Genomic DNA, 21,848 nt, shown 5'->3' with positions numbered 1-21,848 from the left:
TCAGACTTCCAGCATCGCCGAATCGACGACCGTGTCGTTCGCGTAATTCAAGGCACGCTGCAGCACGCGGCAGACCATGTCTATCTCGCTGTCGGACAGCGTGTGATAGACCGGCAGACACATGATCCGGCAGGCGAGGGAGTCTGCAATCGGCGTGTACTGTTTGCCAACGTAGTTCAGGTTCGAAAGCGACGGATAGAAATACCGGCGCGGGAAGATGCGGTGGTTGTTCAGTTCCTGGATCACGCGCAGCAGCACTTCTTCCGATTCGACGATCACCGGGAAGTAGGCGTAGTTGCTTTCGGCATCGGGCTGCATCTGCTGCAGTTCCACGTTCACGCCTTCGAGCTTGGCTACATACCGTTCGTAGATCGATTTCCGGCGTGCCAGGATTTCGTCGACGTAGGGCAGGTTGCAAAGTCCCATCGCGGCGTGAAACTCGGAATTCTTGCCGTTGATGCCGACGCCGCCGAACTCCGCTGGATTGATGTGGCCGAAATTGCGCATCATCGCCAGCTCTCGCAGGGTTTCCGGATCGGGCGTGATGACGGCGCCGCCTTCGGTCGTATGAAAGAGCTTCGTCGCATGAAAGCTGCAGGCCGACGCGTTGCCGTAGTCGAACACCGTCTTGCCCTTGTAGCGCGTGCCGAACGCATGCGCGGCGTCGTAGATCACCTTCAGATTGCGACGTTTGGCGATCTCGTCGATCGCTTCGATATTGCATGGGTTGCCGAACACGTGCGTGGCCAATATGCCGGTCGTACGTTCGGTAATGGCGGCCTCGATTTTCGATGCGTCGATGTTGAGCGTTCGCGGGCAGATGTCGACCATCACCGGGTTGCAGTTCTCCCAGACCAGGCTGGAGGTCGTGGCGACGTAGCTGAACGGCGTCGTGATGACCTCGCCTTCGAGTTTCAGCGCCTTTATCGCCAACTGGAGCGCGATCGTGCCGTTGGTCACGAAGAGCAGATGCTGGAGTTCCAGCCTGTCCTTGAGCTCGAGTTCCAGTTCGTTGACCAGCGGCCCGTTATTGGTCAGCCACTCGCGGGCCCAGATGCCCTCGATCTGGGTTTGATAGTTCGCCATCGGCGGGAGAAACGGCTTGGTGACGGTGATGTGCACAGCGATGACTTTCTGCGAAAAGTGCGGATTTGATGGCGATCAGGCGGCGTTGCCGAGCGCCCAGTTCCACGCGAGACGTGGCGTCAGCAACATCGCCAGCACGGCAAGTCCGCGCGGCGAGAGGCGCTTCCGCCAGGACCAGGCATCGGAGCGGTAGAGGTTCCAGGCTTCTCGCCGCTCGCCGTCGCGAACATGGCGCACTGTTGCAGTCATGGCCATCAGGTTGAAGCGCTTGCGCTTCAGCGATTCGAATTCCGGCGGTACGCGAAGACTGGTCGATATCTCGAAGCGACGATGCACATCCACGCCTCGGCCCGAGGACGTGCTCGACGCTGCCTGCACGCGGTAATACGACATGTCCTGAGCGATGAAGCGAGCACTCGCCCCGTCGTTTGCAAGCCTCACGACGAAACCGAAATCGCCGACGTTGCCGTCCCTGCTTCCTTCCATCAGCTTGCGGTAGTCGTCGGTTCCCACGAGAAAGGAATTGGGAGGTATCGATTCATGGAGACACCATTCCCACATCTGTCGCACGGAACCGGTGTGACCCCGGCCGTACCAGACGTTGTGGGCATCCGAATCGATCACGTCCACCTTTCCGACGGAGTCCATGATGATGTTGCGACCGAACCACAGTCGGATGTTCGGATCGATTTCTTGCTTGCACGCAGCGACGAGTTGCGAGATGGCACCAGCGCAGAGCGCGTCGTCGTCGTGCAGAAACATGATGTGGGCGTACCGCGCCTGCCGGGCCAGAAACCAGTGATTGGGGTAGCACCCCAACGACGGCGAATGATGGAAGTAGCGGATCAGCGAGCGCAGCTCGCTGGCGGCGATCACCGCCTGGTTGGCCTTGGCTTCGTCTGCCGGACTGTCATCGCTCACGATGATCTCGCCGATCAGCGATTGGTCCTGCATTGCCAGGCTCGCCAGCGCTTCTTCCAGCTGGTGTGGCCGCCGATATGCGGTGACGAGTACCGAGATGCGGAAGACCGCCGAAATCGTTCTCGGAGGAGTGATCGCCGGTTTGCGGCGCTCGAACTTTTCGAGCGCGACCTTTTCGGCGGTGACGGATGCTGGTGCATCTTGAGCGAGGTCCAATATCATCGATTCCACTCCTTTGCATTTACGGGTTCGCGGCGCGCGACTTTGTGACTGCAAGCTGACTTGAGCAACAGCATGTATGTGATTGTTAATGCTTTTGGCTCAATTTCAAAGGAATCTTGATGAAAATGTTAACCAATATCTCGAGAATGTCACTCCTGTTAACAGTTTATGGCTTTTGTTAGATAAACCAGATGGCCAGGCTTCGAGCTCAGGCGACGAACTGCAGCGCGGCCAGTTTTGCGTAGACGCCGCCCTTCGCCACCAATACCGCGTGGGTTCCCTGTTCGACGATCTGGCCATGATCGAGGACCACGATGCGATCGGCTTTCTGTACGGTTGCAAGCCGATGGGCTATTACCAAGGTCGTACGCCCCGCCATGGCGGATTCCAGCGCGGCCTGCACCATGCGTTCGCTTTCGGCGTCCAGCGCGCTCGTGGCTTCGTCTAGCAGCAGCAGAGGTGGGTTCTTCAGCATTGCGCGCGCAATGGCGATGCGCTGGCGCTGTCCGCCCGACAAGCGCACGCCACGTTCCCCGAGAAAAGTGTCGTAGCCCTCGGGCAATGCCTTGAGGAAATCGTCGGCGAAGGCAGCGCGAGCGGCGGCGTAGACCTCTTCTTTCGAAGCCTCCGGCCGGCCGTACCGGATGTTCTCGAACGCGCTGGCCGAGAAGATGACCGCGTCTTGCGGCACCAGTCCGATCCGGTGACGTAGATCGTCGAGAGACAGCGCATCGAGTTGTGCGCCGTCCAGCACGATGTGTCCGGCTTGCGGGTCGTAGTAACGCAGCAGCAACTGGAAGACCGTGCTCTTGCCGGCGCCGCTGGAGCCGACGAGCGCGACGGTTTCGCCTGGCGCCACGTCGAGGCTGAAGTCGCGCAGTGCGGGCGTGTTGGGACGCGACGGGTAATTGAAGGACACCGAATCGAGCGCGATGGCGCTGCCGGCTGGCGGAACCGCGACGGAAACGGGTTGCGCCGGAGATGCGATGGCGGAGCGTGCGTGAAGCAGTTCCATCAGTCGCTCGGTGGCGCCGGCCGCACGCAGCACGTCGCCGTAGACCTCACCCAGCACGGCCGCCGCGCTGGCCAGGATGATCACGTAGACGACGGTCTGGCCGAGATGGCCGGCCGTGATTTCGCCGCGAAGCACGGCTTGCGTGCCTTGATACAAGCCCCAGAGCAAGGCAGCCGACGTCGCGCTGATGATGAACGCGACCAGCACCGAGCGGGCCTTCGCGCGCCGGATGGCCGTGTGGAAGGCGTCGTCGGTCGACGCGTCGAAGCGAGCGGATTCGCGCGCTTCCGACGTATAGCTCTGAACGACCGGGATGGCGTTCAGCACTTCAGCGGCAATGGCACTCGAATCGGCCACGCGGTCCTGGCTGGCGCGCGACAGTTTGCGCACCCTGCGCCCGAACCACATGCTCGGCAGCACGACCAGCACCAGGATGCCAAGCACCTGAACCATCACATACGGGTTCGTCCAGACCAGCACGCCCAGCGCGCCGGCAGCCATCACCGCATTGCGCAGTCCCATGCTCAGCGACGAGCCGACCACCGTCTGAACCAGTGTCGTGTCGGCGGTCAGGCGCGACAGCACTTCGCCGGTCTGCGTGGTCTCGAAGAAGGCCGGGCTCTGCCGCAGCACATGCGCGTACACCGCGTTGCGCAGATTGGCCGTGATGCGCTCGCCGAGCCAGCTCACGGTGTAGAAGCGCGCCGCGGAAAACACGCCCAGCGCCACGGCCACCGCAAACAGCAGGAAGAAATGGTCTCGGAGCGCCATCGTCTGCGCGCCGCGATCGGTCGTCACCAGGCCGCCGTCGATCAGCTCGCGCAGCGCCAACGGAAAAGCCAGCGTCGCGCCCGCCGCAAGCACCAGGAACAGGCCGGCCAGCGCGATCTGCAGCCGATAAGGACGCAAGAACGGGAGAAGTCCGGAGAGGGATTTGGGTGCGCCTTTGGCGGCATTTCGGGAGACGGTTTCGGCCATTCGCCAATTCTAGCCAGCGGTTGCCGTTGCAAAGGTCGCCTTGACAGTAATTGCCTAAGCAAATAATATCTCGAACCGATGAAAGAAGCTGATCCCAACCTGCGGTCGCAGGACAACCTTGCCGTTCCAACTTTCTATTCGGCCGAGACTTATCGCGCCGAAGAGAGCGTCGGATATCTGATGCGGCGCATCCTGACCGCCGTCGGTCAGGCTGTGGAAGGCCAGATGTGCGACCCTGGCAGTCCGACCTATCCGCAGTGGATTCCGCTGCACAAACTGCACATGGGCACCGCAACCACCGTGGCCGAACTCGCACGCGAGTGCCTGCTCGACGCCGGTGCGATGACGCGCCTTCTCGATCGTCTCGAAGCCAAGGGGCTCTGCCGTCGCGTGCGCTCCGTGGAAGACCGGCGCGTCGTCAACATCGAGCTGACCGACGAAGGCCGCGTCGCCGCGCAGCAGGTGCCGGAAATCCTCGCCCGCGTCCAGAACGAGCATCTCTCCGGTTTCAGCGAAGCCGAATGGGGACAGCTCAAGGGCTTTTTGCGCCGCATTCTGGACAACGCGCAGACGCTCGCTACCCGTGAGGACAAGAAATGATCCGCTCCGCTCCCATCGCCTTCACCGCAGCCTTTCTGCTCGCGCTTTCCGGCTGCGCCGACATGGCCGGCATCGATTCCCACGCAACGATGCGCAATGCGAAATCGCTCGGACTCGAAGCCGCCGCACCTGAAGCCGTCGTTGCCGATCCCTCCGCGCTTCCTGCCGGCGTCGACAGCCGCTGGTGGTTGTCGCTCGGCGATCCGCAGCTCGATGCGCTGATCGACGAAGCGCTCGCCGGCAGTCCCAACCTTCAGACCGCGCGTGCGCGGCTCGAGCGTGCGCAGGCCGCGATCGCGACCAACCAGGCAGCGGAGCGTCCGCAGCTGAACGGCGCGGCCGACTTCACGCGGCAGAAGTTCAGCAGCAACTACATCTACCCGGCACCGCTCGGCGGCTCGCTGCAGAACATCGGTTCGCTGCAGCTGAGCGGCGGCTGGGAGATCGATTTCTTCGGCAAGAACCGCACCGCGCTGGACGCCGCCATCGGCAACGCCAACGCCGCTGCGGCGGAAGCGGATGCCTCGGCGGTGCTGCTGGCCAGCAATGTCGCGCGCGGGTACGTGCAATGGGCGCGGCTTTCCGATCAGCTGACGGTGGCGCGGCGCACGCTGGCCCAGCGCGACGAGACGCTCAAGCTGGTGCGCGATCGCGTCTCCGCCGGGCTCGACACGCGGCTGGAGCTTCGCCAGAGCGAGGGCGGCCTGCCCGAGGCGCGCCTGCAGATCGAAGCGCTCGCCGAGCAGATCGCCTTCGCGCAGCACGCGCTCGACGCATTGGTCGGCCGCCCGAACGCAACGCTGTCGCTGCCGTCGCCGACGCTGGCGTCGATCCGCGGCATGGCGCTGCAGCCGAACATTCCGGCCGATCTGCTCGGTCGACGCGCCGACATCGCAGCCGCGCGCTGGCGTGTCGAGGCGGCCCGCAGCGATGTCGCCAATGCGCGGACGCTCTTCTATCCGAACGTCAACCTGACGGCGTTCGTCGGACTGCAGAGCCTGGGTTTCGGCAATCTTCTGAAGTCGGACAGCGCGCAGTGGGGCGTCGGCCCGGCGATCCGGCTGCCGATCTTCGAAGGCGGTCGCCTGCGGGCCGGCTTGCGCGGCAAGGCGGCAGATCTCGACGCCGCCATCGAAAGCTACAACGCCAGCGTGATCGACGCGGTGCGCGATGCGGTCGACCAGGTCAGCAGCGTGCAATCGGTGGTTCGTCAACAGGCGCAGCAGCGCGAGGCGCAAGCCGCGGCGGAAGGCGCCTACGAGATCGCCGTGCAGCGTTACCGTGCCGGGCTTGGCAACTATCTCAATGTGCTGACGGCCGAGACCGCCGTGCTGGCGCAACGCCGCGAAGGCGTCGACCTGGCCTATCGCGCGCTCGACACGCAGATCGGCCTGGCGCGCGCGCTCGGCGGCGGCTGGCAACCGGCGACAGCGGTCGCCGGGACCGCGGGCGCTGCGGCATCCGCGCACAACTGAACACGACGGCATCGCCAGAACTGGAAGGAAACTGAAAATGGACAACAACAATACAGTCGCCGCCGCTCCCGACAATGGAAAGCGCAAGCGCGGGCTCATCGCGATCGCCGCCGTGGTCGTCATCGCCGGCGGTGCCTGGGGCGCGTACGAATGGCTGGTCGGCAGCCATTACGAATCGACCGACAACGCCTACGTGCAGGGCAACGTGATCCAGATCACGCCGCAGATGGCCGGAACCGTGATGTCGATCATGGCCGACGACACCGATTTCGTGAAAGCCGGCCAGCCGCTGGTGCAGCTCGATCCCGCGGATGCGAAAGTGGCTTTCGAGCAGTCCGAGGCCGCGCTCGCGCAGGCCGTGCGCCAGGTCCGCACGCTGTACGCGAACAACGGCTCGCTGGCCGCACAGGTCACGCTGAAGCAGTCGGACATCGCCAAGGCGCAGAGCGACATCGCGAGAGCGCAGGAAGACCTGAACCGGCGCAAGGCGCTGACCGGCAACGGCGCGGTGTCGAAGGAAGAACTCAACCACGCGGAAACCACGCTCGCCAACGCCAAGAGCGCGCTTGCCGCCGCGCAGGCCGGCGTCGCCGCCGCACGAGAGAACCTCGCGAGCAACCAGTCGCTGACCGACGGCACCAGCGTCGAGCAGAACCCCAGCGTGCTCGCAGCTGCTGCGCGGGTGCGCGAAGCCTGGCTCGGCACGCGCCGCGCGGTGCTGCCGGCGCCGGTCGACGGCTACGTGGCGCGACGCACGGTCCAGCTCGGCCAGCGCGTGGCCGCAGGCACCACGATGATGTCGATCGTTCCGCTGAACCAGTTGTGGGTCGATGCCAACTTCAAGGAAGTGCAGCTGCGCAACATCCGCATCGATCAGCCGGTGAAGCTCACTGCCGATCTCTACGGCAAGAAGGTGAGCTACGACGGCAAGGTCGCGGGACTCGGCGTCGGGACCGGCGCGGCCTTCGCGCTGCTGCCGGCGCAGAACGCGACCGGCAACTGGATCAAGGTGGTGCAGCGCGTGCCGGTGCGCATCGCGCTCGATGCGGAGCAGCTCAAGGCGAATCCGCTGCGCGTCGGCCTGTCGATGGATGCGGAGATCGACATCCGCGAGCAGGGTGGCAAGTCGCTTGCCGATGCGCCGCGTACCAATGCCTTCGCACAGACGCAGGTTTACAGCACCTTCGATCAGGGCGCGGATGCCGAGGTGCAGCGAATCATCGCGGCGAACCTCGGTCGTGCCGCGACACCGGTTCGCACGGCGCCGTCTGCCGCTCCTCCGGCTGCGCCAGCCGCGCGCGATTCGCTGCACCCTGCAGCTTCGAACGGCGCGGGCGCCAGGACGGCCACGCGCGCTGCGCACGGCTGATCGCGTCCCGCCATGGCAACCGCTTCCGTATCGGCCGCCGCGCCTGCACCCGCTGCGCCGGCCCACGTTCCCCATCCGCCGCTCGAGGGCTCGGCACGCGTCTGGGGCACCGTCGCGCTGTCGGCAGCGACCTTCATGAACGTGCTGGATTCGTCGATCGCCAACGTGTCGCTGCCGGCCATCTCGGGCGACCTCGGCGTCAGTTCGACGCAGGGTACCTGGGTCATCACCAGCTTCGCGGTGGCCAACGCCATCGCGGTGCCGCTCACCGGCTGGCTGACGCAGCGCTTCGGCCAGGTGAAGCTTTTCATGGGCAGCATCGTGCTGTTCATGATTGCGTCGTTCCTGTGCGGCATCGCGCCGAACATGACGGTGCTGATCCTGTTCCGCGCGCTGCAGGGCTTCGTCGCCGGACCGATGATTCCGCTCTCGCAGACGCTGCTGCTGTCGAGCTATCCGCGCGCCAAGGCCGGTCTGGCGATGGCGATGTGGTCGATGACGACGCTGGTCGCGCCGGTCATGGGTCCGCTGCTGGGCGGTTACATCACCGACAACATCTCGTGGCCGTGGATCTTCTACATCAACATACCCGTAGGTATTGGCGCTGCAGCCATCACCTGGGCGCTGTACCGCAAGCGCGACAGCCCGACGCGCATCGTGCCCATCGACGCCATCGGCCTGGCGCTGCTGGTGCTGTGGGTCGGCGCGATGCAGCTGATGCTCGACAAGGGCAAGGAGCTCGACTGGTTCAATTCGCCGGAGATCGTCGTCCTGGCGGTAGTGGCGGTGGTCGGGCTGGCGTTTTTCCTGGTGTGGGAGCTGACCGAGAAACATCCGGTGGTCGACCTGTCGCTCTTCAAGCGGCGCAACTTCTGGTCGGGTGCCGTGGCGACCGCCGTGGGTTACGGGCTCTTCTTCGGCAACGTGGTGCTGCTCCCGCTCTGGCTGCAGCAGTACATGGGCTACACGGCGACGCAGGCCGGCATGGTGCTGGCGCCGGTCGGCGCGCTGGCCATCGTGCTGTCGCCGGTGGTGGGGCTCACGGTCGCCAAGGTCGATCCGCGCCGCTACGCGACCTTCTCGTTTCTGGTCTTCGCGCTGGTGTTGTGGATGCGATCGAACTTCAACACCAACGCCGATATCGCCACCATCATGGTGCCGACCATCATCCAGGGCGTGGCGATGGCGTTCTTCTTCATTCCGCTGGTGACGCTGACGTTGTCCGGCCTGACGCCGGACCGTATTCCGTCCGCATCGGGCCTGTCGAACTTCCTGCGTATCACGGCCGGTGCGATGGGCACGTCGATCGTCACGACGGTCTGGGACAGCCGCGCGACGGTGCATCACGCGCAGCTGTCGGAGTCGATCACGCAGGGCAACGCGGCGGCGACCAGTGCCATCGCCGGCCTGCAGGGCAGCGGCTACAGCTCCGAGCAGGTGCTGGGGACGATCAACCGCCTGATCGATCAGCAGTCGTTCATGCTGGCGGCAAACGACGTGTTCTACGCGTCGGCGGTGCTGTTCATCTTCCTGGTGCCGCTGATCTGGCTGGCACGCCCGCAGATAGGCGGCGCGGGTTCGGCGGATGCGGCGGCCGGTGCGCACTGAGGCTTGGGCACTGTCGGCCCGCGATGCGCTCGCGTGCTGACAGTGTGCTGACGCCGGAGTGCGGCGTCCGGTTTCTGGTTGCAGTGCAGCATAGGCATTTGCCCCAGTAGGCAAGGGCAGGGGGGTCGCGAACAATGCGCCGCATGCCCGACATCATTCTCGAAACGCGACAACTCACAAAAGAATTCAGGGGCTTCACCGCAGTCAGCAAGGTCGACCTCAAGGTCGAGCGCGGATCGATCCACGCCTTGATCGGTCCGAACGGCGCCGGCAAGACCACCTGCTTCAACCTGCTGACCAAGTTTCTCGAGCCGACGACCGGCACGATCCTCTTCAACGGCGAGGACATCACGCGCGAACGTCCGGCGCAGATCGCACGGCGCGGCATCATCCGCTCGTTCCAGATCTCGGCCGTGTTCCCGCACCTCACGCTGCTCGAAAACGTGCGACTCGGACTGCAGCGTTCGCTCGGCACGTCTTATCACTTCTGGAAAAGCGAGCGCACGCTGAAGCCGCTCGACATCCGCGCCCGCGCACTGCTCTCCGAAGTCGGCCTCGACCACCTCGCGGACGAGCTGACGGTCAACCTTCCCTATGGCCGCAAGCGCGCACTGGAGATCGCCACCACGCTCGCGATGGACCCCGAACTGATGCTGCTCGACGAACCGACGCAGGGCATGGGCCATGAAGACGTGCACCGCGTCGCGGAACTCATCAAGCGCGTTTCGGCCGGCCGCACCATCCTGATGGTGGAGCACAACATGAGCGTGGTCTCGACCATCGCCGACACCATCACCGTGCTGCAGCGCGGTGCCGTTCTGGCCGAAGGCCCGTATGCGCAGGTCTCGAAGAATCCGCAGGTGATGGAGGCCTACATGGGTACCACCGACGGCCAATTGCAGGGAGCGCACTGACATGGCCGCACCCGCACTGGAAATCAGCGGCCTGCACGCGTGGTACGGCGAATCGCATGTCCTGCACGGCGTCGACCTCGTCGTGCAGCCGGGCGAGGTCGTCACGCTGCTCGGGCGCAACGGGGCAGGCCGCACGACCACGATGCGCGCCGTGATGGGCCTGACCGGCGCACGCAAGGGCAGCATCAAGGTCCACGGCGTCGAGACGATCGCGATGCCGACCTACCGCATCGCCCATCTGGGAATCGGCTATTGCCCCGAAGAGCGCGGCATCTTCGCCAGTCTCTCGACGGAAGAAAACCTGATGCTGCCGCCGCCGCTCAAGGGCATGGGGCCGGGCATGTCGATCGACGAGATCTACGCGATGTTCCCGAATCTCGCCGAACGTCGCCACAGCCAGGGCACGCGGCTTTCGGGCGGCGAGCAGCAGATGCTGGCCGTCGCGCGCATCCTGCGCACCGGCGCCAAGCTGCTGCTGCTCGACGAGATTTCCGAAGGTCTGGCCCCGGTGATCGTGCAGGCGCTGGCCCGGATGATCACGATGCTGCGCAGCAAGGGCTACACGGTCGTGATGGTGGAGCAGAACTTCCGCTTTGCCGCGCCGCTGGCCGACCGCTTCTACGTGATGGAGCACGGGCGCATCGTGGAGAAGTTCGGCGCCTCGGAGCTCGAGACCAAGATGCCGGTGCTGACCGAACTGCTCGGCGTCTAGATTTTTTCGTTCGATTCATAGAATTTTTTCGACTCGCTGGAGACACACATGAACAAGCAAATCACCGCAATCGCCCTGGCCATCGGCACACTCGCGCTGGCCTCTACTGCAGTGCAGGCGCAAGAAAAGGTCAAGATCGGTTTCATCACCGACATGTCCAGCCTCTACGCCGACGTCGAGGGCAAGAACGGTCTGGTCGCGATCCAGATGGCGATCGACGACTTCGGCGGCAAGGCGCTCGGCCAGCCGATCGAGCTCTTTTCCGCCGACCACCAGAACAAGGCCGATATCGCAGCCTCCAAGGCCCGCGAATGGATCGACACGGCAGGCGCGACGATGATCTTCGGCGGCACCAATTCGGGCACGGCGCTGGCCATCGCGAAGGTCGCGGCCGAGAAGAAGCGTGTCTACTTCAACAGTGGCGCCGGCACCTCCGCGCTCACCAACGACCAGTGCACGCCGTACACCGTCCACTATGCGTACGACACGGTCGCGCTGGCCAAGGGCACGGGCGGTGCGGTCGTCGACAAAGGGGGCAAGAGCTGGTTCTTCCTGACCGCCGACTACGCCTTCGGCCAGGCGCTCGAAACCGACACCACCGCCGTCATCAAGGCCAAGGGCGGCACGATTGCCGGCGCGGTCCGGCATCCGCTCAACGCTTCCGACTTCTCGTCGTTCCTGCTGCAGGCGCAGAACTCCAAGGCGCAGATCCTGGGACTGGCCAACGCGGGCGGCGACACCATCAACGCCATCAAGGCGGCACGCGAATTCGGCATCAACAAGACGATGAAGACCGCCGGCCTGCTGGTGTTCCTGACCGACATCCACAGCCTGGGCCTGAAGAACACCGAAGGCCTGCTGCACACGACGAGCTGGTACTGGGACCTGAACGACGACACCCGCAAGTTCGCCAATGCCTTCTTCGCCAAGACCAAGCGCATGCCGACGGACGTGCAGGCGGCCGACTACTCGGCGACCATGACCTACCTTAAGGCCGTGACCGCCGTCAAGACGACCGACTCCGACAAGGTGATGGCCGAACTGAAGAGCATGAAGATCGACGACTTCTACGGCAAGGGCCAGATCCGTGCCGACGGCAGCTTCATCCATGACATGTATCTGGTGGAAGCCAAGGCACCCGCCGATTCCAAGAAGCCATGGGACTACCTGAAGGTGATCCAGAAGCTGCCGGGCGAACAGGTGTTCACCTCCAAGGCCGACACCAAGTGCCCACTCTGGAAATAATTGTTGCTCGCCCCCAGGCTTGCGCACTTCGTGTCGCAGCGCCAACCCCCTGCCGGGGGCGACACCAGCGGCCGGGCGAAGCCCGTTCCGCGGTGTCTCCGGTGAATACACCGGTAAATACACCGCCAACTTTTCGAATCGCACGATCATGAGAACCATCGCTAATCTTTCCGCTGTTTCGATCGCCGTCGCGCTGGCGGCCGGTGCCGTCCAGGCGCAGCCGGCGCCGGACAGGGTGAAGATCGGCTTCATCACCGACATGTCGAGCAATTACGCCGATGTCGAAGGCAAGAACGGTGCGGTCGCGATCCAGATGGCGATCGACGACTTCGGCGGCAAGGTGAACGGCATGCCGATCGAATTGCTCACGCTCGATCATCAGCAGAAGCCCGATATCGCCGCGAGCAAGGCACGCGAGTGGATCGACACGCAGGGCCTGACGATGCTCTTCGGCGGTTCCAATTCCGGCGTCGGGCTGGCGCTCGCAAAGGTCGCCGCGGAGAAGAAGCGGGTCTATTTCGTCAATGGCGCGGGCGCGTCGCAGCTCACCAACGAGCAGTGCACGCCCTACACGATCCATTACGCCTACGACACCGTCGCGCTGGCCAAAGGCACGGGCGGCGCCATCGTCGCGCAGGGCGGCAACAGCTGGTTCTTCCTGACCGCCGACTATGCCTTCGGGCAGGCGCTGGAGGCCGACACGACCAAGGTCGTGAAGGCGGCCGGCGGCACGGTGGCCGGAAGCGTCAGGCACCCGCTGAATGCGCCGGACTTCTCGTCCTTCCTGCTGCAGGCGCAGAACTCCAAGGCACAGATCCTGGGGTTGGCCAACGCAGGTGGCGACACCATCAATGCGATCAAGGCGGCGCGGGAGTTCGGCATCAACAAGACCATGAAGACCGCCGGCCTGCTGGTGTTCCTCAGCGACATCCACAGCCTCGGCCTGAAGAACACCGAAGGTCTGCTGCTGACGACCAGCTGGGACTGGAACCTCGACGACCGTACACGCGCGTTCGGCAAGCGTTTCTTCGACAAGACCAAGCGCATGCCCACCGACATCCAGGCCGCCGACTACTCCGCGACCACGACCTACCTGAAGGCGCTGCAGGCGGTGAAGACGACGGATGCCGACACGGTCATGGAACACATCAAGAAGACGCCCATCGATGATTTCTATGCCAAGGGAACGGTGCGTGCCGATGGTCGATTCGTGCACGACATGTACCTCATGCAGGTGAAATCGCCCGCCGAGTCCAAGGTGCCGTGGGACTACTACAAGGTGGTCTCCAGATTGAAAGGCGAAGACGTCTTCACGACCAAGGCGGAGAGCAGGTGCGCGTTATGGAAGTGATCGTTGCTTGCCCACATCCTTGCGCACTTCTTCCCGGGGCAACACCAGCTGCCGGGCAGCGCCCGTTCCACGGTGTTGTCGGTGAAGTGAATCTCCTCTTTCGACTATGAATATCTCTCTTCCCGCCTTGCTCAGCCAGCTCCTGCTGGGGCTGGTCAACGGCTCGTTCTACGCGATCCTGAGCCTGGGACTGGCCGTGATCTTCGGGCTGCTCAACGTCATCAACTTCGCGCATGGCGCGCTGTTCATGATGGGCGCCATCCTCAGCTGGATGGCGATGGAATATCTGGGCATCAACTACTGGGTGATGCTGCTTGTGGCGCCGGTGATCGTCGGGCTGTTCGGCGTGCTGATCGAACGCTTCCTGCTGCGCTGGATCTACAAGCTCGACCATCTCTACGGCCTGCTGCTGACGCTCGGGCTGACACTGCTGATCGAGGGCGCGTTCCGCTCGGTCTACGGTGTATCGGGGCTGTCCTACGACGCGCCCGACGCGCTTTCCGGCGCAACCGACGTCGGCTTCATGGTGTTGCCGAACTACCGCGCCTGGGTCGTCGTCGCGTCGCTGGTGATCTGCTTCGCGACCTGGTTCGTGATCGAGAAGACCCGGCTGGGCGCCTATCTGCGCGCCGGAACCGAGAACCCCCGGCTGGTCGAGGCTTTCGGCGTCAACGTGCCGCTGATGATCACGCTGACCTATGCGTTCGGCTGTGCGCTCGCTGCATTCGCCGGCGTGCTGGCCGCACCGGTGATCCAGGTATCGCCGCTGATGGGACAGAACCTGATCATCGTGGTGTTCGCGGTGGTCGTGATCGGCGGTATGGGTTCGATCATGGGCGCGATCCTCACCGGTCTCGGCCTCGGTATCGTCGAGGGTCTGACCAAGGTCATCTACCCCGAAGCTTCTTCGACAGTGGTGTTCCTCATCATGGTGATCGTGCTGCTCATCCGTCCCGCCGGCCTGTTCGGCAAAGAAAAGTGATGCGGGCCGCAGCATGAAAAAACTATCTCTCGTCATCTACGCGCTATTGCTAGTCGGACTCATCGTGGCGCCGTTCTTCGGTGCCTACCCGGTGTTCGTGATGAAGCTCATGTGCTTCGCGCTCTTCGCATCGGCGTTCAACCTGCTGCTGGGCTACACCGGCCTGCTGTCTTTCGGTCACGCGGCTTTTCTCGGCGGCTCCGCCTACGTCGCAGGCTACGGCATGAAGTCTCTGGGCTTCACGCCCGAGGTCGGCCTGCTTGCCGGCACGCTGGCCGGCGCTCTGATGGGCTGGCTCTTCGGTGTGCTCGCTATCCGCCGGCAGGGCATCTACTTCGCGATGATCACGCTGGCGCTCGCGCAGATGATGTTCTTCGTTGCGCTGCAGGCGAAATTCACCGGTGGCGAAGACGGGCTGCAGGGCGTGCCGCGCGGCAAGCTGTTTGGGCTGATCGACCTGTCGAACGACCTGACGATGTACTACTTCGCACTGGTGGTGGTGGTGCTGGCTTTCCTGCTGATCGTGCGGACGATTCATTCGCCGTTCGGCCAGGTGCTGAAGGGCATCAAGGAGAACGAACCGCGTGCGCTGTCGCTGGGCTACGACGTGGCCCGGTTCAAGCTGCTCGCCTTCGTGCTGTCTGCGGCGCTGTCCGGGCTCGCCGGTTCGCTGAAGACGCTGGTGCTCGGCTTCGCGACACTCTCGGACGTGCACTGGACTGCGTCGGGCCAGGTCATCCTGATGACGCTGGTCGGCGGTCTCGGCACGCTGTCGGGTCCGCTGGTCGGGTCGGCGGTCGTGGTGCTGCTCGAGAACAAGATCGGCGACTTCGGCACCTTCCTCGGACGTGTGACCGGCGTCGAATGGTTCAACACGCTGGGCGAATCGGTGACGATGGTGACAGGTCTGATCTTCGTGATCTGCGTGCTGGCGTTCCGCAAGGGAATCATGGGCGAGATCATCGCCTTCATCGACCGCATGCGCAGCCGCGACTCGGCGCGCTGACATGCCGGAGATGCGCCTGCCGCGCTGCTACATCCGGAGTTTCGCGGCGTAGCCCGTCATTTCCAGGTAGCCGCGGCCGACGCGGCGACCCTGTGCGTCGCGGAGCTCGCTCAAGCCTTCCCAATAGACGGCGCCGGTCGAGCCGGTGCTGTCGAGTTCCTGGTTGTCGAGCAATGCGTGGACTGTGAAGTTGCCGGATGGCGTTTCGACGGCCCATTCGACCGGGTAGCTCGCCTTCGTCTGCGGGTTGTTCCAATGGCGTCGGGCGGCAAAACGCACTTCGTCCGCCTTGAAGATGCGGGCCACGCCGCCCTTCGGCCTGAACGATCCTCCCGCCCATAACGCGTTGCCGTCGGCGCGACGCAGATGGAAGGCCGTCAGCGTGCTGCCGTCGTCGAGGTTCATGCCGATCCAGTCCCAGCCGACGGCCTCCGGGTGGAGCAGCGCTTCGCTCCATTCGTGGTCGAGCCACGCGGTTCCCGACTTCAGATCGAAGGTTTTTCCCTGCAACGTGATGCGTCCCCCGGCCGCGAGTTGCGGTTCGCTGTAGTAGTAACTGGCTTGCGCTGCATCGGGGCCTTTGCGCGAGAGACCGGCGTCGCCCTGCAGCAGAACGGGCTGGGTCGGCGCGAAGTCGAGCGCCAGTGCGAAATCGTCGGACGGCAGGCTGGCGGTGTAGCGACCCGTGTCGGATTTGCGGCTCAGCGACCAGTCGCGCAACCGCACGGACGTATCGGACTCCTCGGCGCCCGCGATGTCGAAACCCGCGCGCGCAATGCGCTGGTCGTGCCAGAGCTTCCGGCCCTGCAGATCGGTGACGGCCGCATGCGCGAAAACCAGCTGACGCGCGGCGAAGGCGGACTTCATCTGCTGCGTGCCGTCGATGCGCGAGCGGAAGAAAGTCAGCTGGAATCCGAATTCGCGATCGCCGGATTCGGCATGGCCGGTGATGTACCACCACTCGGTACGCAGGTCGGGATGGCTGCCGAAGTCGCGCGGAAACTGCAGAGGGCGAGGCGGCAGCGCGAGAACGCCTGTTGCTGTCGATGCCAGCGCGGCCAGCAGCAGGCTGCGTCGGTGCATGCGGAAACCGGAATCGCTCATCACCAATCCTCTTTTACGGCCAGCACGGCGTCGCGACCCGCGGCCGCACGTCCCGCAAGCCATGCGGTCAGGGTGCCGGCCGCGACCACCGCGGCGCACAGCGCAACGAGCCGCAGCCACGGCACCAGCAGGTCCATCGTCCAGTGGAAGCTCTGCGGATTCACCACGCGCACCAGCACAACCGACACCGCAAGTCCTAGCGCCAGCCCCGCCACTGCGCCGATGGCCGTCCAGGCCGCGCCTTCGCCCGCGACGATGGCGAGCACCTGCGCGCGCGTGAAGCCGAGATGCGCGAGCAGCCCGAATTCCTTGCGCCGCGCCAGCACCTGCGCGCTGAAGCTTGCCGCGATCCCGAAGAGCCCGATGGCGATCGCCACCGCCTGAAACCAGTAGGTGACCGCAAAGCTGCGGTCGAAGATGCGCAGCGACGTCGCGCGGATCTGGCTGACCGATGACATCTCGATCGCGTCGGGGCCGAGACCGGGCGTGCGTGCCGACAGAGCGCGCACGGCGTCCTGGACTTGCGCTTCGGCAGAATTCGATTCGAGCCAGATCGACACATCGCTCACGGTGCGGTCGCCGGTCAGGCGCACGAAATCTCGCGTGTCGAGCGTGATCGCCCCGAACTGGCGTGCGTAGTCGCGCCAGACACCGGCGACGAAGAACACCGGCGATGCAGCGGCGGGCGACGCGGAAGCCTGCGCATTCGCCATCGCGCGAGTCAGCGGCGCGAAGGTCGTTCCCGGTTTCGCGCCGTAGAGATCGACCATCGCCTCGCTCACGTAGATGCCGACCTGACCGTCGGGCACCGGCAGCGCGTCGCCAACCAGCGGCAATGCGCGCGCAGGACCATCCTCCAGCTCGCGCGAGATCAGCGTGACGGCAGGTTGTGACGGGTCGAGTTGCAGCGAGCGAATCCGAAGCGTGCCGGTGCGCGCGACGCCCGGCAGTTGCGCGACCTGCTGAACGAAGGCGGGCGCGAAAGTCGCTTCTGCGGCGGTCGATGAGCCCGTCGTGCCGGCGGCGCGTACATACAGGTCGGCGGGCAGGACGACGTCGAGCCACTGCGTCACCGAATCGCGGAAGCTCGCGACCATCACGGTCAGCGCGACGGCCAGGCTGAGGCTCGCCACCACGCCGCTTACCGCCACTGCCGCAGTGCCGCGCATTCGCCGCGCGCGCTCGATGGCGAGCATCGGCAGCAAGCGCTGCGACAGGATCGGCGCGATGCGGTCGTAGAGCAGCGCGATCAGCGTCGGCAGCGCCGTGATGCCGCCGACCAGCAGGAACGCGACCGACAGATAGGCCGCGAGCGGAATTCCGAATACCGGCGGCACGTTCGCAAGTGCGACGCCGACCAGCAGCAGCGCCAGCGAAAACCATCGCGCGCCCGATGCCGACGGCGCTGCGCCCAGTCCCTTCAGCGTCTGCGCTTCGGGCAGCGACTGCGCCGCCCGCGCCGGCCACCAGCCGCCGACCAGCGCAGCCGCCACGCCGAGTGCGCCGTAAACCAGCGCTGCGGTGCCGCTCCAGCGCAGCGTCGGCGCGATGCCGGCGAAATAACCGCCGCCGAGATCGCCGCCCAGTACCTTCAGCGCGAACGCGGCGAGCGCCGTGCCGAGAGCGATCCCGGCCAGGCTGCCGACGATGCCGAGCACGAAAGATTCCGCCAGCACCAGACGGAGCCGCCCACGCGGCGTCAGCCCCAGCACGCCGAGCAATGCGAACTGTTGCGCGCGCTTGGCCACGCTCAGCGCCAGCACCGAAAACACCAGGAAAGCGCCGGTGAAAAGCGCCACCAGCGCCAGCACGGTGAGGTTGACGCGGTAGGCGCGCGACAGATTGCTCACGCGTTCGGCCGCATCGCCCGGCTCGGCGATCTGCACGTTGGTCGGCCAGCCGGGCGAACTCTCCAGCGCGCGGATGAAGGCGGCGCGGTCGGCACCGGTCGCCAGCCGCAGGTCGATGCGCGACAGCTGCCCGAGCCGACCGACCAGTTCCTGCGCGGCGCCGATGTCCATCACAGCCAATGCCGCGCCGCCGGCCGCGACGCGCCCGGCGATCTGCAGCGTTTCGCGACGGCCTGGGAGTTGTACTTCGATCTGCGTGGCGGTCGCGCCGACGGCCGTCTGCGCCGCGGCGTTCAGGAAAACCTGTCCCGGCGAGAACATCGCGAATCGCGGCGCGCCGTCTGCGGGTTGCGGCATCAGCGCCGGCGCCAGCGTTGGCAGCACCAGCGCGTCGATGCCGACGATGCGCAATGGCAACAGTGGGGAGGAGGGCGTGCGCATCTGCACCAGCGTCTCGACGACCGGGCTCGCAAGCGCGACCTGCGGATTGCGCGCGACCTGCGCGAAAACGGCTTCGTCGAAGCTGCCCTGGGCGGCGCGGAGTTCGAGATCAGGCTGGCCGTTAACCGACCGGACGGCGCTGGAGAATTCATCCAGCGCCGAAGCGTTGATCAGATGCACGGAAAAAGCCAGCGCGACGCCCAGCATGACCGCGACCACGGCAGCCGCATTGCGCCAGGGATGGTGGCGGAGTTCCTGCCAGGAGAAGGTGAACAGCAGGGCTCGCATCGGTCGATTGTGCCGGGGCAGGCGGCGCTAAGCTCGGCGCATGACGTTACTCCCTACCTACCAAGATGTCGTCGATGCCGCCGCGCGGCTCGAGGGCCATGCCCACCGCACGCCGGTGCTCCGTTCGTCCACGGCCGATACGCGCTGGGGCGCCGAGTTCTTCTTCAAGTGCGAGAACTTCCAGCGCATGGGCGCCTTCAAGTTCCGTGGCGCCTTCAACGCGCTGTCGAAGTTCGATGCGGCGCAGAAGAAGGCCGGTGCCATCGCTTTCTCCTCCGGCAACCATGCGCAGGCTGTCGCGCTGTCGGCACGCATCCTGGGCATGCCGGCTGTGATCGTGATGCCGCTCGACGCGCCAGCCGCCAAGCTTGCGGCCACCCGCGAATACGGTGCCGAAGTCATCCAGTACGACCGCTTCACCGAGGACCGCGAAGCCGTCACCCGAAAGATCGCAGCCGAACGCGGCATGACGCTGATTCCGCCCTACGACCATCCCGACGTGATCGCCGGCCAGGGCACGGCGGCGCGCGAACTGCTCGAGGAAACCGGCCCGCTCGATGCGCTCTTCGTCTGCCTTGGCGGCGGAGGACTGACGAGCGGCTCGGCGTTGTCGGCGCGTGCGCTGTCGCCACAGGCCAAGGTGTACGGCGTCGAGCCCGAAGCCGGCAACGACGGCCAGCAGTCGCTGCGCGCGGGTCGCATCGTGCACATCGACACCCCGAAGACCATCGCCGACGGCGCGCAGACGCAGCATCTGGGCAACCACACCTTCGGCATCATCCGACGCGACGTGGACGACATCCTCACTGTGAGCGATGCGCAACTGGTCGAGTCGATGCGCTTCTTCGCAGAGCGCATGAAGATGGTCGTGGAGCCGACCGGCTGCCTGGCGTTCGCCGCAGCCTGCGCGATGGCGGTAGGCGGTGGGCTGAAGGGGCAGCGCGTCGGTGTGATCGTCAGCGGCGGCAACGTCGATCTGGCGCGTTACGCGGCATTGCTCGCCGGCTGAAACTGTTTGACTCCGCTCAACTGCCGCGACTTTCGACACCGTCCGCCCGCAGATGCAGCACGCGGTCGGCACGCGCGGCGGCTGCGTCGGAATGCGTCACCAGCACCAGAGACGCGCCGTGCTCGCGCGTCTGCGCGAGCAGCACGTCCATGACCTTCGCAGCCGTCGTCGGGTCGAGATTGCCGGTCGGTTCGTCCGCCAGCAACAGCGCCGGCCGATGCAGCAGCGCCCGCGCGATCGCGACCCGCTGCAGCTGACCGCCGCTTAGTTGCTGCGGCAGGCGCGAACCGAGTCCGGCCAGCCCGACGACGTCCAGCATGCGTGCCACGCGCGCCTTCGCTTCCGCATCGCGCTGGCCGAGCAGCATCAGCGGCAGTGCCACGTTCTGCGCCACGTCGAGGTGCGGCAGCACGTGAAATGCCTGGAACACGAAGCCGACATGGCTGCGCCGCCAGATCGCGCGCGCCTCGGCGTCGAGCGCGCCGATGTCGGTGCCATCGTGCGTGATGCGGCCGGAGTCCCAGTCGTCCAGGCCGGCCATGCAGTTCAGCAGCGTCGATTTGCCGACGCCGGATTCGCCGACGATGGCGACGAATTCGCCACCCGCGACTTCGATGGAAACGTTCGCGAACACCGTCGATTCGGCGTAGCGCTTGGCGAGCCTGTCGATGACGAGCGTCATGCGACCTCCGAAGCCATTGCGGTCGCCATCGCCGCTGCAACCACCTGTTCGATGGCATCGGGCGCTTCGGCGGCGATCACGCGCCGCTGCGGCATGCTGCGCAGCCATGTCATCTGGCGCTTGGCGAGCTGGCGTGTAGCGGCAATACCGCGTTCGCGGATGTCGGCCAGCGCGATGGCGCCGCCGGTCGCATCCGCGGTATCCAGCGCTTCCCAGGCCTGGCGGTAGCCGACGCAGCGCATGGAAGGCAGGTCGGCATTCAGATCGCCACGCACGCGCAGGGCCTTCGCTTCGTCCAGGAAACCATCGCGCAGCATGGCGTCGAAGCGCATGGCGATCCGGTCGTGCAGCCAGGCGCGGTCGGTGGGTTCGAGCGACAGCAGCACCGATGCTTTCGGCCGCGCGCCGTCGGCGCTCGATTCGGACCTGGCCGCATGGAAGTGCGACAACGGCAATCCGCTAGCGTGCCAGACCTCCAGCGCGCGCTGGATGCGCTGGCTGTCGTTCGGCGCCAGCCGCGCCGCCGTCGGCGGATCGACTTCGGCCAGCCTGGCATGCATCGCCGGCCAGCCGTGGATCGCCGCTTCGGCTTCGAGCATCGCGCGCACCGCAGGATCGGCCGACGGCATCGCGTCGATGCCGTCGGCCAGCGCCTTGAAATAGAGCATGGTGCCGCCGACGAGCAGCGGCGTACGGCCGCGCGCGGCGATCTCGCCGATCAGCCGCGTGGCATCCGCCACGAAGGCGGCGGCGCTGTAGGACTCGCTGGGCTCCCGGATGTCGATCAGGTGGTGCGTGACTTCGGCGCGCTCGGCGGGCGTGGGCTTGGCGGTGCCGATGTCCATGCCGCGATAGACGAGCGCCGAATCGACGCTGACGATTTCGACCGGCAACTGCCTGGCTATGGCGAGTGCGGCTGCGGTTTTTCCGGAAGCGGTAGGACCGGCGAGGGCGATGTAGCTGACCGCCTGCGCGGGAGAAAGAGGCATG

18 protein-coding genes are annotated in these 21,848 nt (G+C 65.4%); 11 read left to right on the top strand and 7 right to left on the bottom strand.

All coding sequences use genetic code 11. The features are described 5' to 3' along the window. The 3 genes from ACSFA3_RS04645 to ACSFA3_RS04635 all read right to left on the bottom strand — a co-directional run bounded on the left by ACSFA3_RS04645 (nt 1) and on the right by ACSFA3_RS04635 (nt 4,222). A complete protein-coding gene (locus ACSFA3_RS04645) occupies nt 1-1,122 on the bottom strand; it encodes a DegT/DnrJ/EryC1/StrS family aminotransferase (protein ID WP_435504219.1) in 1,122 nt (373 codons plus the stop codon). A 39-nt stretch (nt 1,123-1,161) separates the two neighbouring features. Then, nucleotides 1,162-2,229 (bottom strand): glycosyltransferase family 2 protein, encoded by a 1,068-nt coding sequence (locus ACSFA3_RS04640; protein ID WP_435504218.1) that lies wholly within the window; start codon nt 2,227-2,229, stop codon nt 1,162-1,164. A gap of 208 nt (nt 2,230-2,437) precedes the next feature. Then, nucleotides 2,438-4,222, bottom strand: coding sequence for an ABC transporter transmembrane domain-containing protein (locus ACSFA3_RS04635; protein ID WP_435504217.1), 1,785 nt, complete (start codon nt 4,220-4,222; stop codon nt 2,438-2,440). A gap of 78 nt (nt 4,223-4,300) precedes the next feature. On the opposite strand from ACSFA3_RS04635, the gene ACSFA3_RS04630 reads away from it, so the two are divergent. From ACSFA3_RS04630 to ACSFA3_RS04585, 10 genes are all read left to right on the top strand, one after another. Continuing rightward, nucleotides 4,301-4,822: a MarR family winged helix-turn-helix transcriptional regulator gene (locus ACSFA3_RS04630; protein ID WP_435504216.1), complete on the top strand. Its 522-nt coding sequence runs from the start codon at nt 4,301-4,303 to the stop codon at nt 4,820-4,822. Then, a complete protein-coding gene (locus ACSFA3_RS04625) occupies nt 4,819-6,297 on the top strand; it encodes an efflux transporter outer membrane subunit (RefSeq protein WP_435504215.1) in 1,479 nt (492 codons plus the stop codon). Before ACSFA3_RS04630 ends, ACSFA3_RS04625 begins: the two co-directional genes overlap by 4 nt. Before the next feature lie 37 nt (nt 6,298-6,334). Further along, complete coding sequence (locus ACSFA3_RS04620) at nt 6,335-7,666, top strand: HlyD family secretion protein (protein WP_435504214.1); 1,332 nt, start codon at nt 6,335-6,337, stop codon at nt 7,664-7,666. Between the two features lie 12 nt (nt 7,667-7,678). Continuing rightward, nucleotides 7,679-9,274 (top strand): DHA2 family efflux MFS transporter permease subunit, encoded by a 1,596-nt coding sequence (locus tag ACSFA3_RS04615; RefSeq protein ID WP_435504213.1) that lies wholly within the window; start codon nt 7,679-7,681, stop codon nt 9,272-9,274. 143 nt (nt 9,275-9,417) lie between these two features. Continuing rightward, nucleotides 9,418-10,188, top strand: a complete 771-nt coding sequence (locus ACSFA3_RS04610) for an ABC transporter ATP-binding protein (RefSeq protein WP_435504212.1) — start codon at nt 9,418-9,420, stop codon at nt 10,186-10,188. A 1-nt stretch (nt 10,189) separates the two neighbouring features. Then, nucleotides 10,190-10,900 (top strand): ABC transporter ATP-binding protein, encoded by a 711-nt coding sequence (locus ACSFA3_RS04605; protein WP_435504211.1) that lies wholly within the window; start codon nt 10,190-10,192, stop codon nt 10,898-10,900. Nucleotides 10,901-10,948: 48 nt separating this feature from the next. Beyond that, complete coding sequence (locus ACSFA3_RS04600) at nt 10,949-12,145, top strand: ABC transporter substrate-binding protein (protein WP_435504210.1); 1,197 nt, start codon at nt 10,949-10,951, stop codon at nt 12,143-12,145. Nucleotides 12,146-12,293: 148 nt separating this feature from the next. Next, on the top strand, nt 12,294-13,496 hold the full coding sequence (locus ACSFA3_RS04595) for an ABC transporter substrate-binding protein (RefSeq protein WP_435504209.1): 1,203 nt from the start codon (nt 12,294-12,296) through the stop codon (nt 13,494-13,496). A 106-nt stretch (nt 13,497-13,602) separates the two neighbouring features. Then, nucleotides 13,603-14,478 carry a branched-chain amino acid ABC transporter permease gene (locus tag ACSFA3_RS04590; RefSeq protein ID WP_435504208.1) on the top strand — a complete coding sequence of 292 codons (876 nt, stop codon included), beginning with the start codon at nt 13,603-13,605 and terminating at the stop codon, nt 14,476-14,478. A gap of 13 nt (nt 14,479-14,491) precedes the next feature. Continuing rightward, complete coding sequence (locus ACSFA3_RS04585; protein ID WP_435504207.1) at nt 14,492-15,484, top strand: branched-chain amino acid ABC transporter permease; 993 nt, start codon at nt 14,492-14,494, stop codon at nt 15,482-15,484. Between the two features lie 27 nt (nt 15,485-15,511). Here ACSFA3_RS04585 and ACSFA3_RS04580 read toward each other — a convergent pair whose 3' ends face one another. After that, entirely contained in the window at nt 15,512-16,588 is a 1,077-nt protein-coding gene (locus tag ACSFA3_RS04580; protein WP_435504206.1) for a lipocalin-like domain-containing protein, read from the bottom strand. Continuing rightward, a complete protein-coding gene (locus ACSFA3_RS04575; RefSeq protein WP_435504205.1) occupies nt 16,588-19,167 on the bottom strand; it encodes an ABC transporter permease in 2,580 nt (859 codons plus the stop codon). The genes ACSFA3_RS04580 and ACSFA3_RS04575 overlap by 1 nt, the downstream gene beginning before the upstream one ends. Nucleotides 19,168-19,207: 40 nt before the next feature. Here ACSFA3_RS04575 and ACSFA3_RS04570 point away from each other — a divergent pair, with 40 nt between their 5' ends. Beyond that, the gene (locus ACSFA3_RS04570) at nt 19,208-20,176 is read left to right on the top strand and encodes a threo-3-hydroxy-L-aspartate ammonia-lyase (RefSeq protein ID WP_435504204.1); all 969 of its coding nucleotides are present in this window, start codon (nt 19,208-19,210) and stop codon (nt 20,174-20,176) included. A 16-nt stretch (nt 20,177-20,192) separates the two neighbouring features. Here ACSFA3_RS04570 and ACSFA3_RS04565 read toward each other — a convergent pair whose 3' ends face one another. Continuing rightward, nucleotides 20,193-20,858 (bottom strand): ABC transporter ATP-binding protein, encoded by a 666-nt coding sequence (locus ACSFA3_RS04565; protein ID WP_435504203.1) that lies wholly within the window; start codon nt 20,856-20,858, stop codon nt 20,193-20,195. After that, a complete protein-coding gene (gene miaA, locus ACSFA3_RS04560; RefSeq protein WP_435504202.1) occupies nt 20,855-21,847 on the bottom strand; it encodes a tRNA (adenosine(37)-N6)-dimethylallyltransferase MiaA in 993 nt (330 codons plus the stop codon). Before miaA ends, ACSFA3_RS04565 begins: the two co-directional genes overlap by 4 nt. Nucleotide 21,848 lies beyond the last annotated feature (1 nt).

This window comes from Variovorax glucosi (genome assembly GCF_051216695.1).
In the GTDB taxonomy this organism is placed as follows: domain Bacteria; phylum Pseudomonadota; class Gammaproteobacteria; order Burkholderiales; family Burkholderiaceae_C; genus Variovorax.
The sequence above is the reverse complement of the archived record's forward strand: the minus strand, read 5'-3'. Positions and strand labels throughout refer to the sequence as shown.

Bases quoted from the DNA above. Each gene is read 5' to 3' on its own strand.
- ACSFA3_RS04640 (WP_435504218.1), bottom strand. From the start codon at position 2,229: ATGATATTGGACCTCGCTCAAGATGCACCAGCATCCGTCACCGCCGAA.
- ACSFA3_RS04635 (WP_435504217.1), bottom strand. From the start codon at position 4,222: ATGGCCGAAACCGTCTCCCGAAATGCCGCCAAAGGCGCACCCAAATCC.
- ACSFA3_RS04630 (WP_435504216.1), top strand. From the start codon at position 4,301: ATGAAAGAAGCTGATCCCAACCTGCGGTCGCAGGACAACCTTGCCGTT.
- ACSFA3_RS04625 (WP_435504215.1), top strand. From the start codon at position 4,819: ATGATCCGCTCCGCTCCCATCGCCTTCACCGCAGCCTTTCTGCTCGCG.
- ACSFA3_RS04620 (WP_435504214.1), top strand. From the start codon at position 6,335: ATGGACAACAACAATACAGTCGCCGCCGCTCCCGACAATGGAAAGCGC.
- ACSFA3_RS04615 (WP_435504213.1), top strand. From the start codon at position 7,679: ATGGCAACCGCTTCCGTATCGGCCGCCGCGCCTGCACCCGCTGCGCCG.
- ACSFA3_RS04610 (WP_435504212.1), top strand. From the start codon at position 9,418: ATGCCCGACATCATTCTCGAAACGCGACAACTCACAAAAGAATTCAGG.
- ACSFA3_RS04605 (WP_435504211.1), top strand. From the start codon at position 10,190: ATGGCCGCACCCGCACTGGAAATCAGCGGCCTGCACGCGTGGTACGGC.
- ACSFA3_RS04600 (WP_435504210.1), top strand. From the start codon at position 10,949: ATGAACAAGCAAATCACCGCAATCGCCCTGGCCATCGGCACACTCGCG.
- ACSFA3_RS04595 (WP_435504209.1), top strand. From the start codon at position 12,294: ATGAGAACCATCGCTAATCTTTCCGCTGTTTCGATCGCCGTCGCGCTG.
- ACSFA3_RS04590 (WP_435504208.1), top strand. From the start codon at position 13,603: ATGAATATCTCTCTTCCCGCCTTGCTCAGCCAGCTCCTGCTGGGGCTG.
- ACSFA3_RS04585 (WP_435504207.1), top strand. From the start codon at position 14,492: ATGAAAAAACTATCTCTCGTCATCTACGCGCTATTGCTAGTCGGACTC.
- ACSFA3_RS04580 (WP_435504206.1), bottom strand. From the start codon at position 16,588: ATGAGCGATTCCGGTTTCCGCATGCACCGACGCAGCCTGCTGCTGGCC.
- ACSFA3_RS04575 (WP_435504205.1), bottom strand. From the start codon at position 19,167: ATGCGAGCCCTGCTGTTCACCTTCTCCTGGCAGGAACTCCGCCACCAT.
- ACSFA3_RS04570 (WP_435504204.1), top strand. From the start codon at position 19,208: ATGACGTTACTCCCTACCTACCAAGATGTCGTCGATGCCGCCGCGCGG.
- ACSFA3_RS04565 (WP_435504203.1), bottom strand. From the start codon at position 20,858: ATGACGCTCGTCATCGACAGGCTCGCCAAGCGCTACGCCGAATCGACG.
- miaA (WP_435504202.1), bottom strand. From the start codon at position 21,847: ATGCCTCTTTCTCCCGCGCAGGCGGTCAGCTACATCGCCCTCGCCGGT.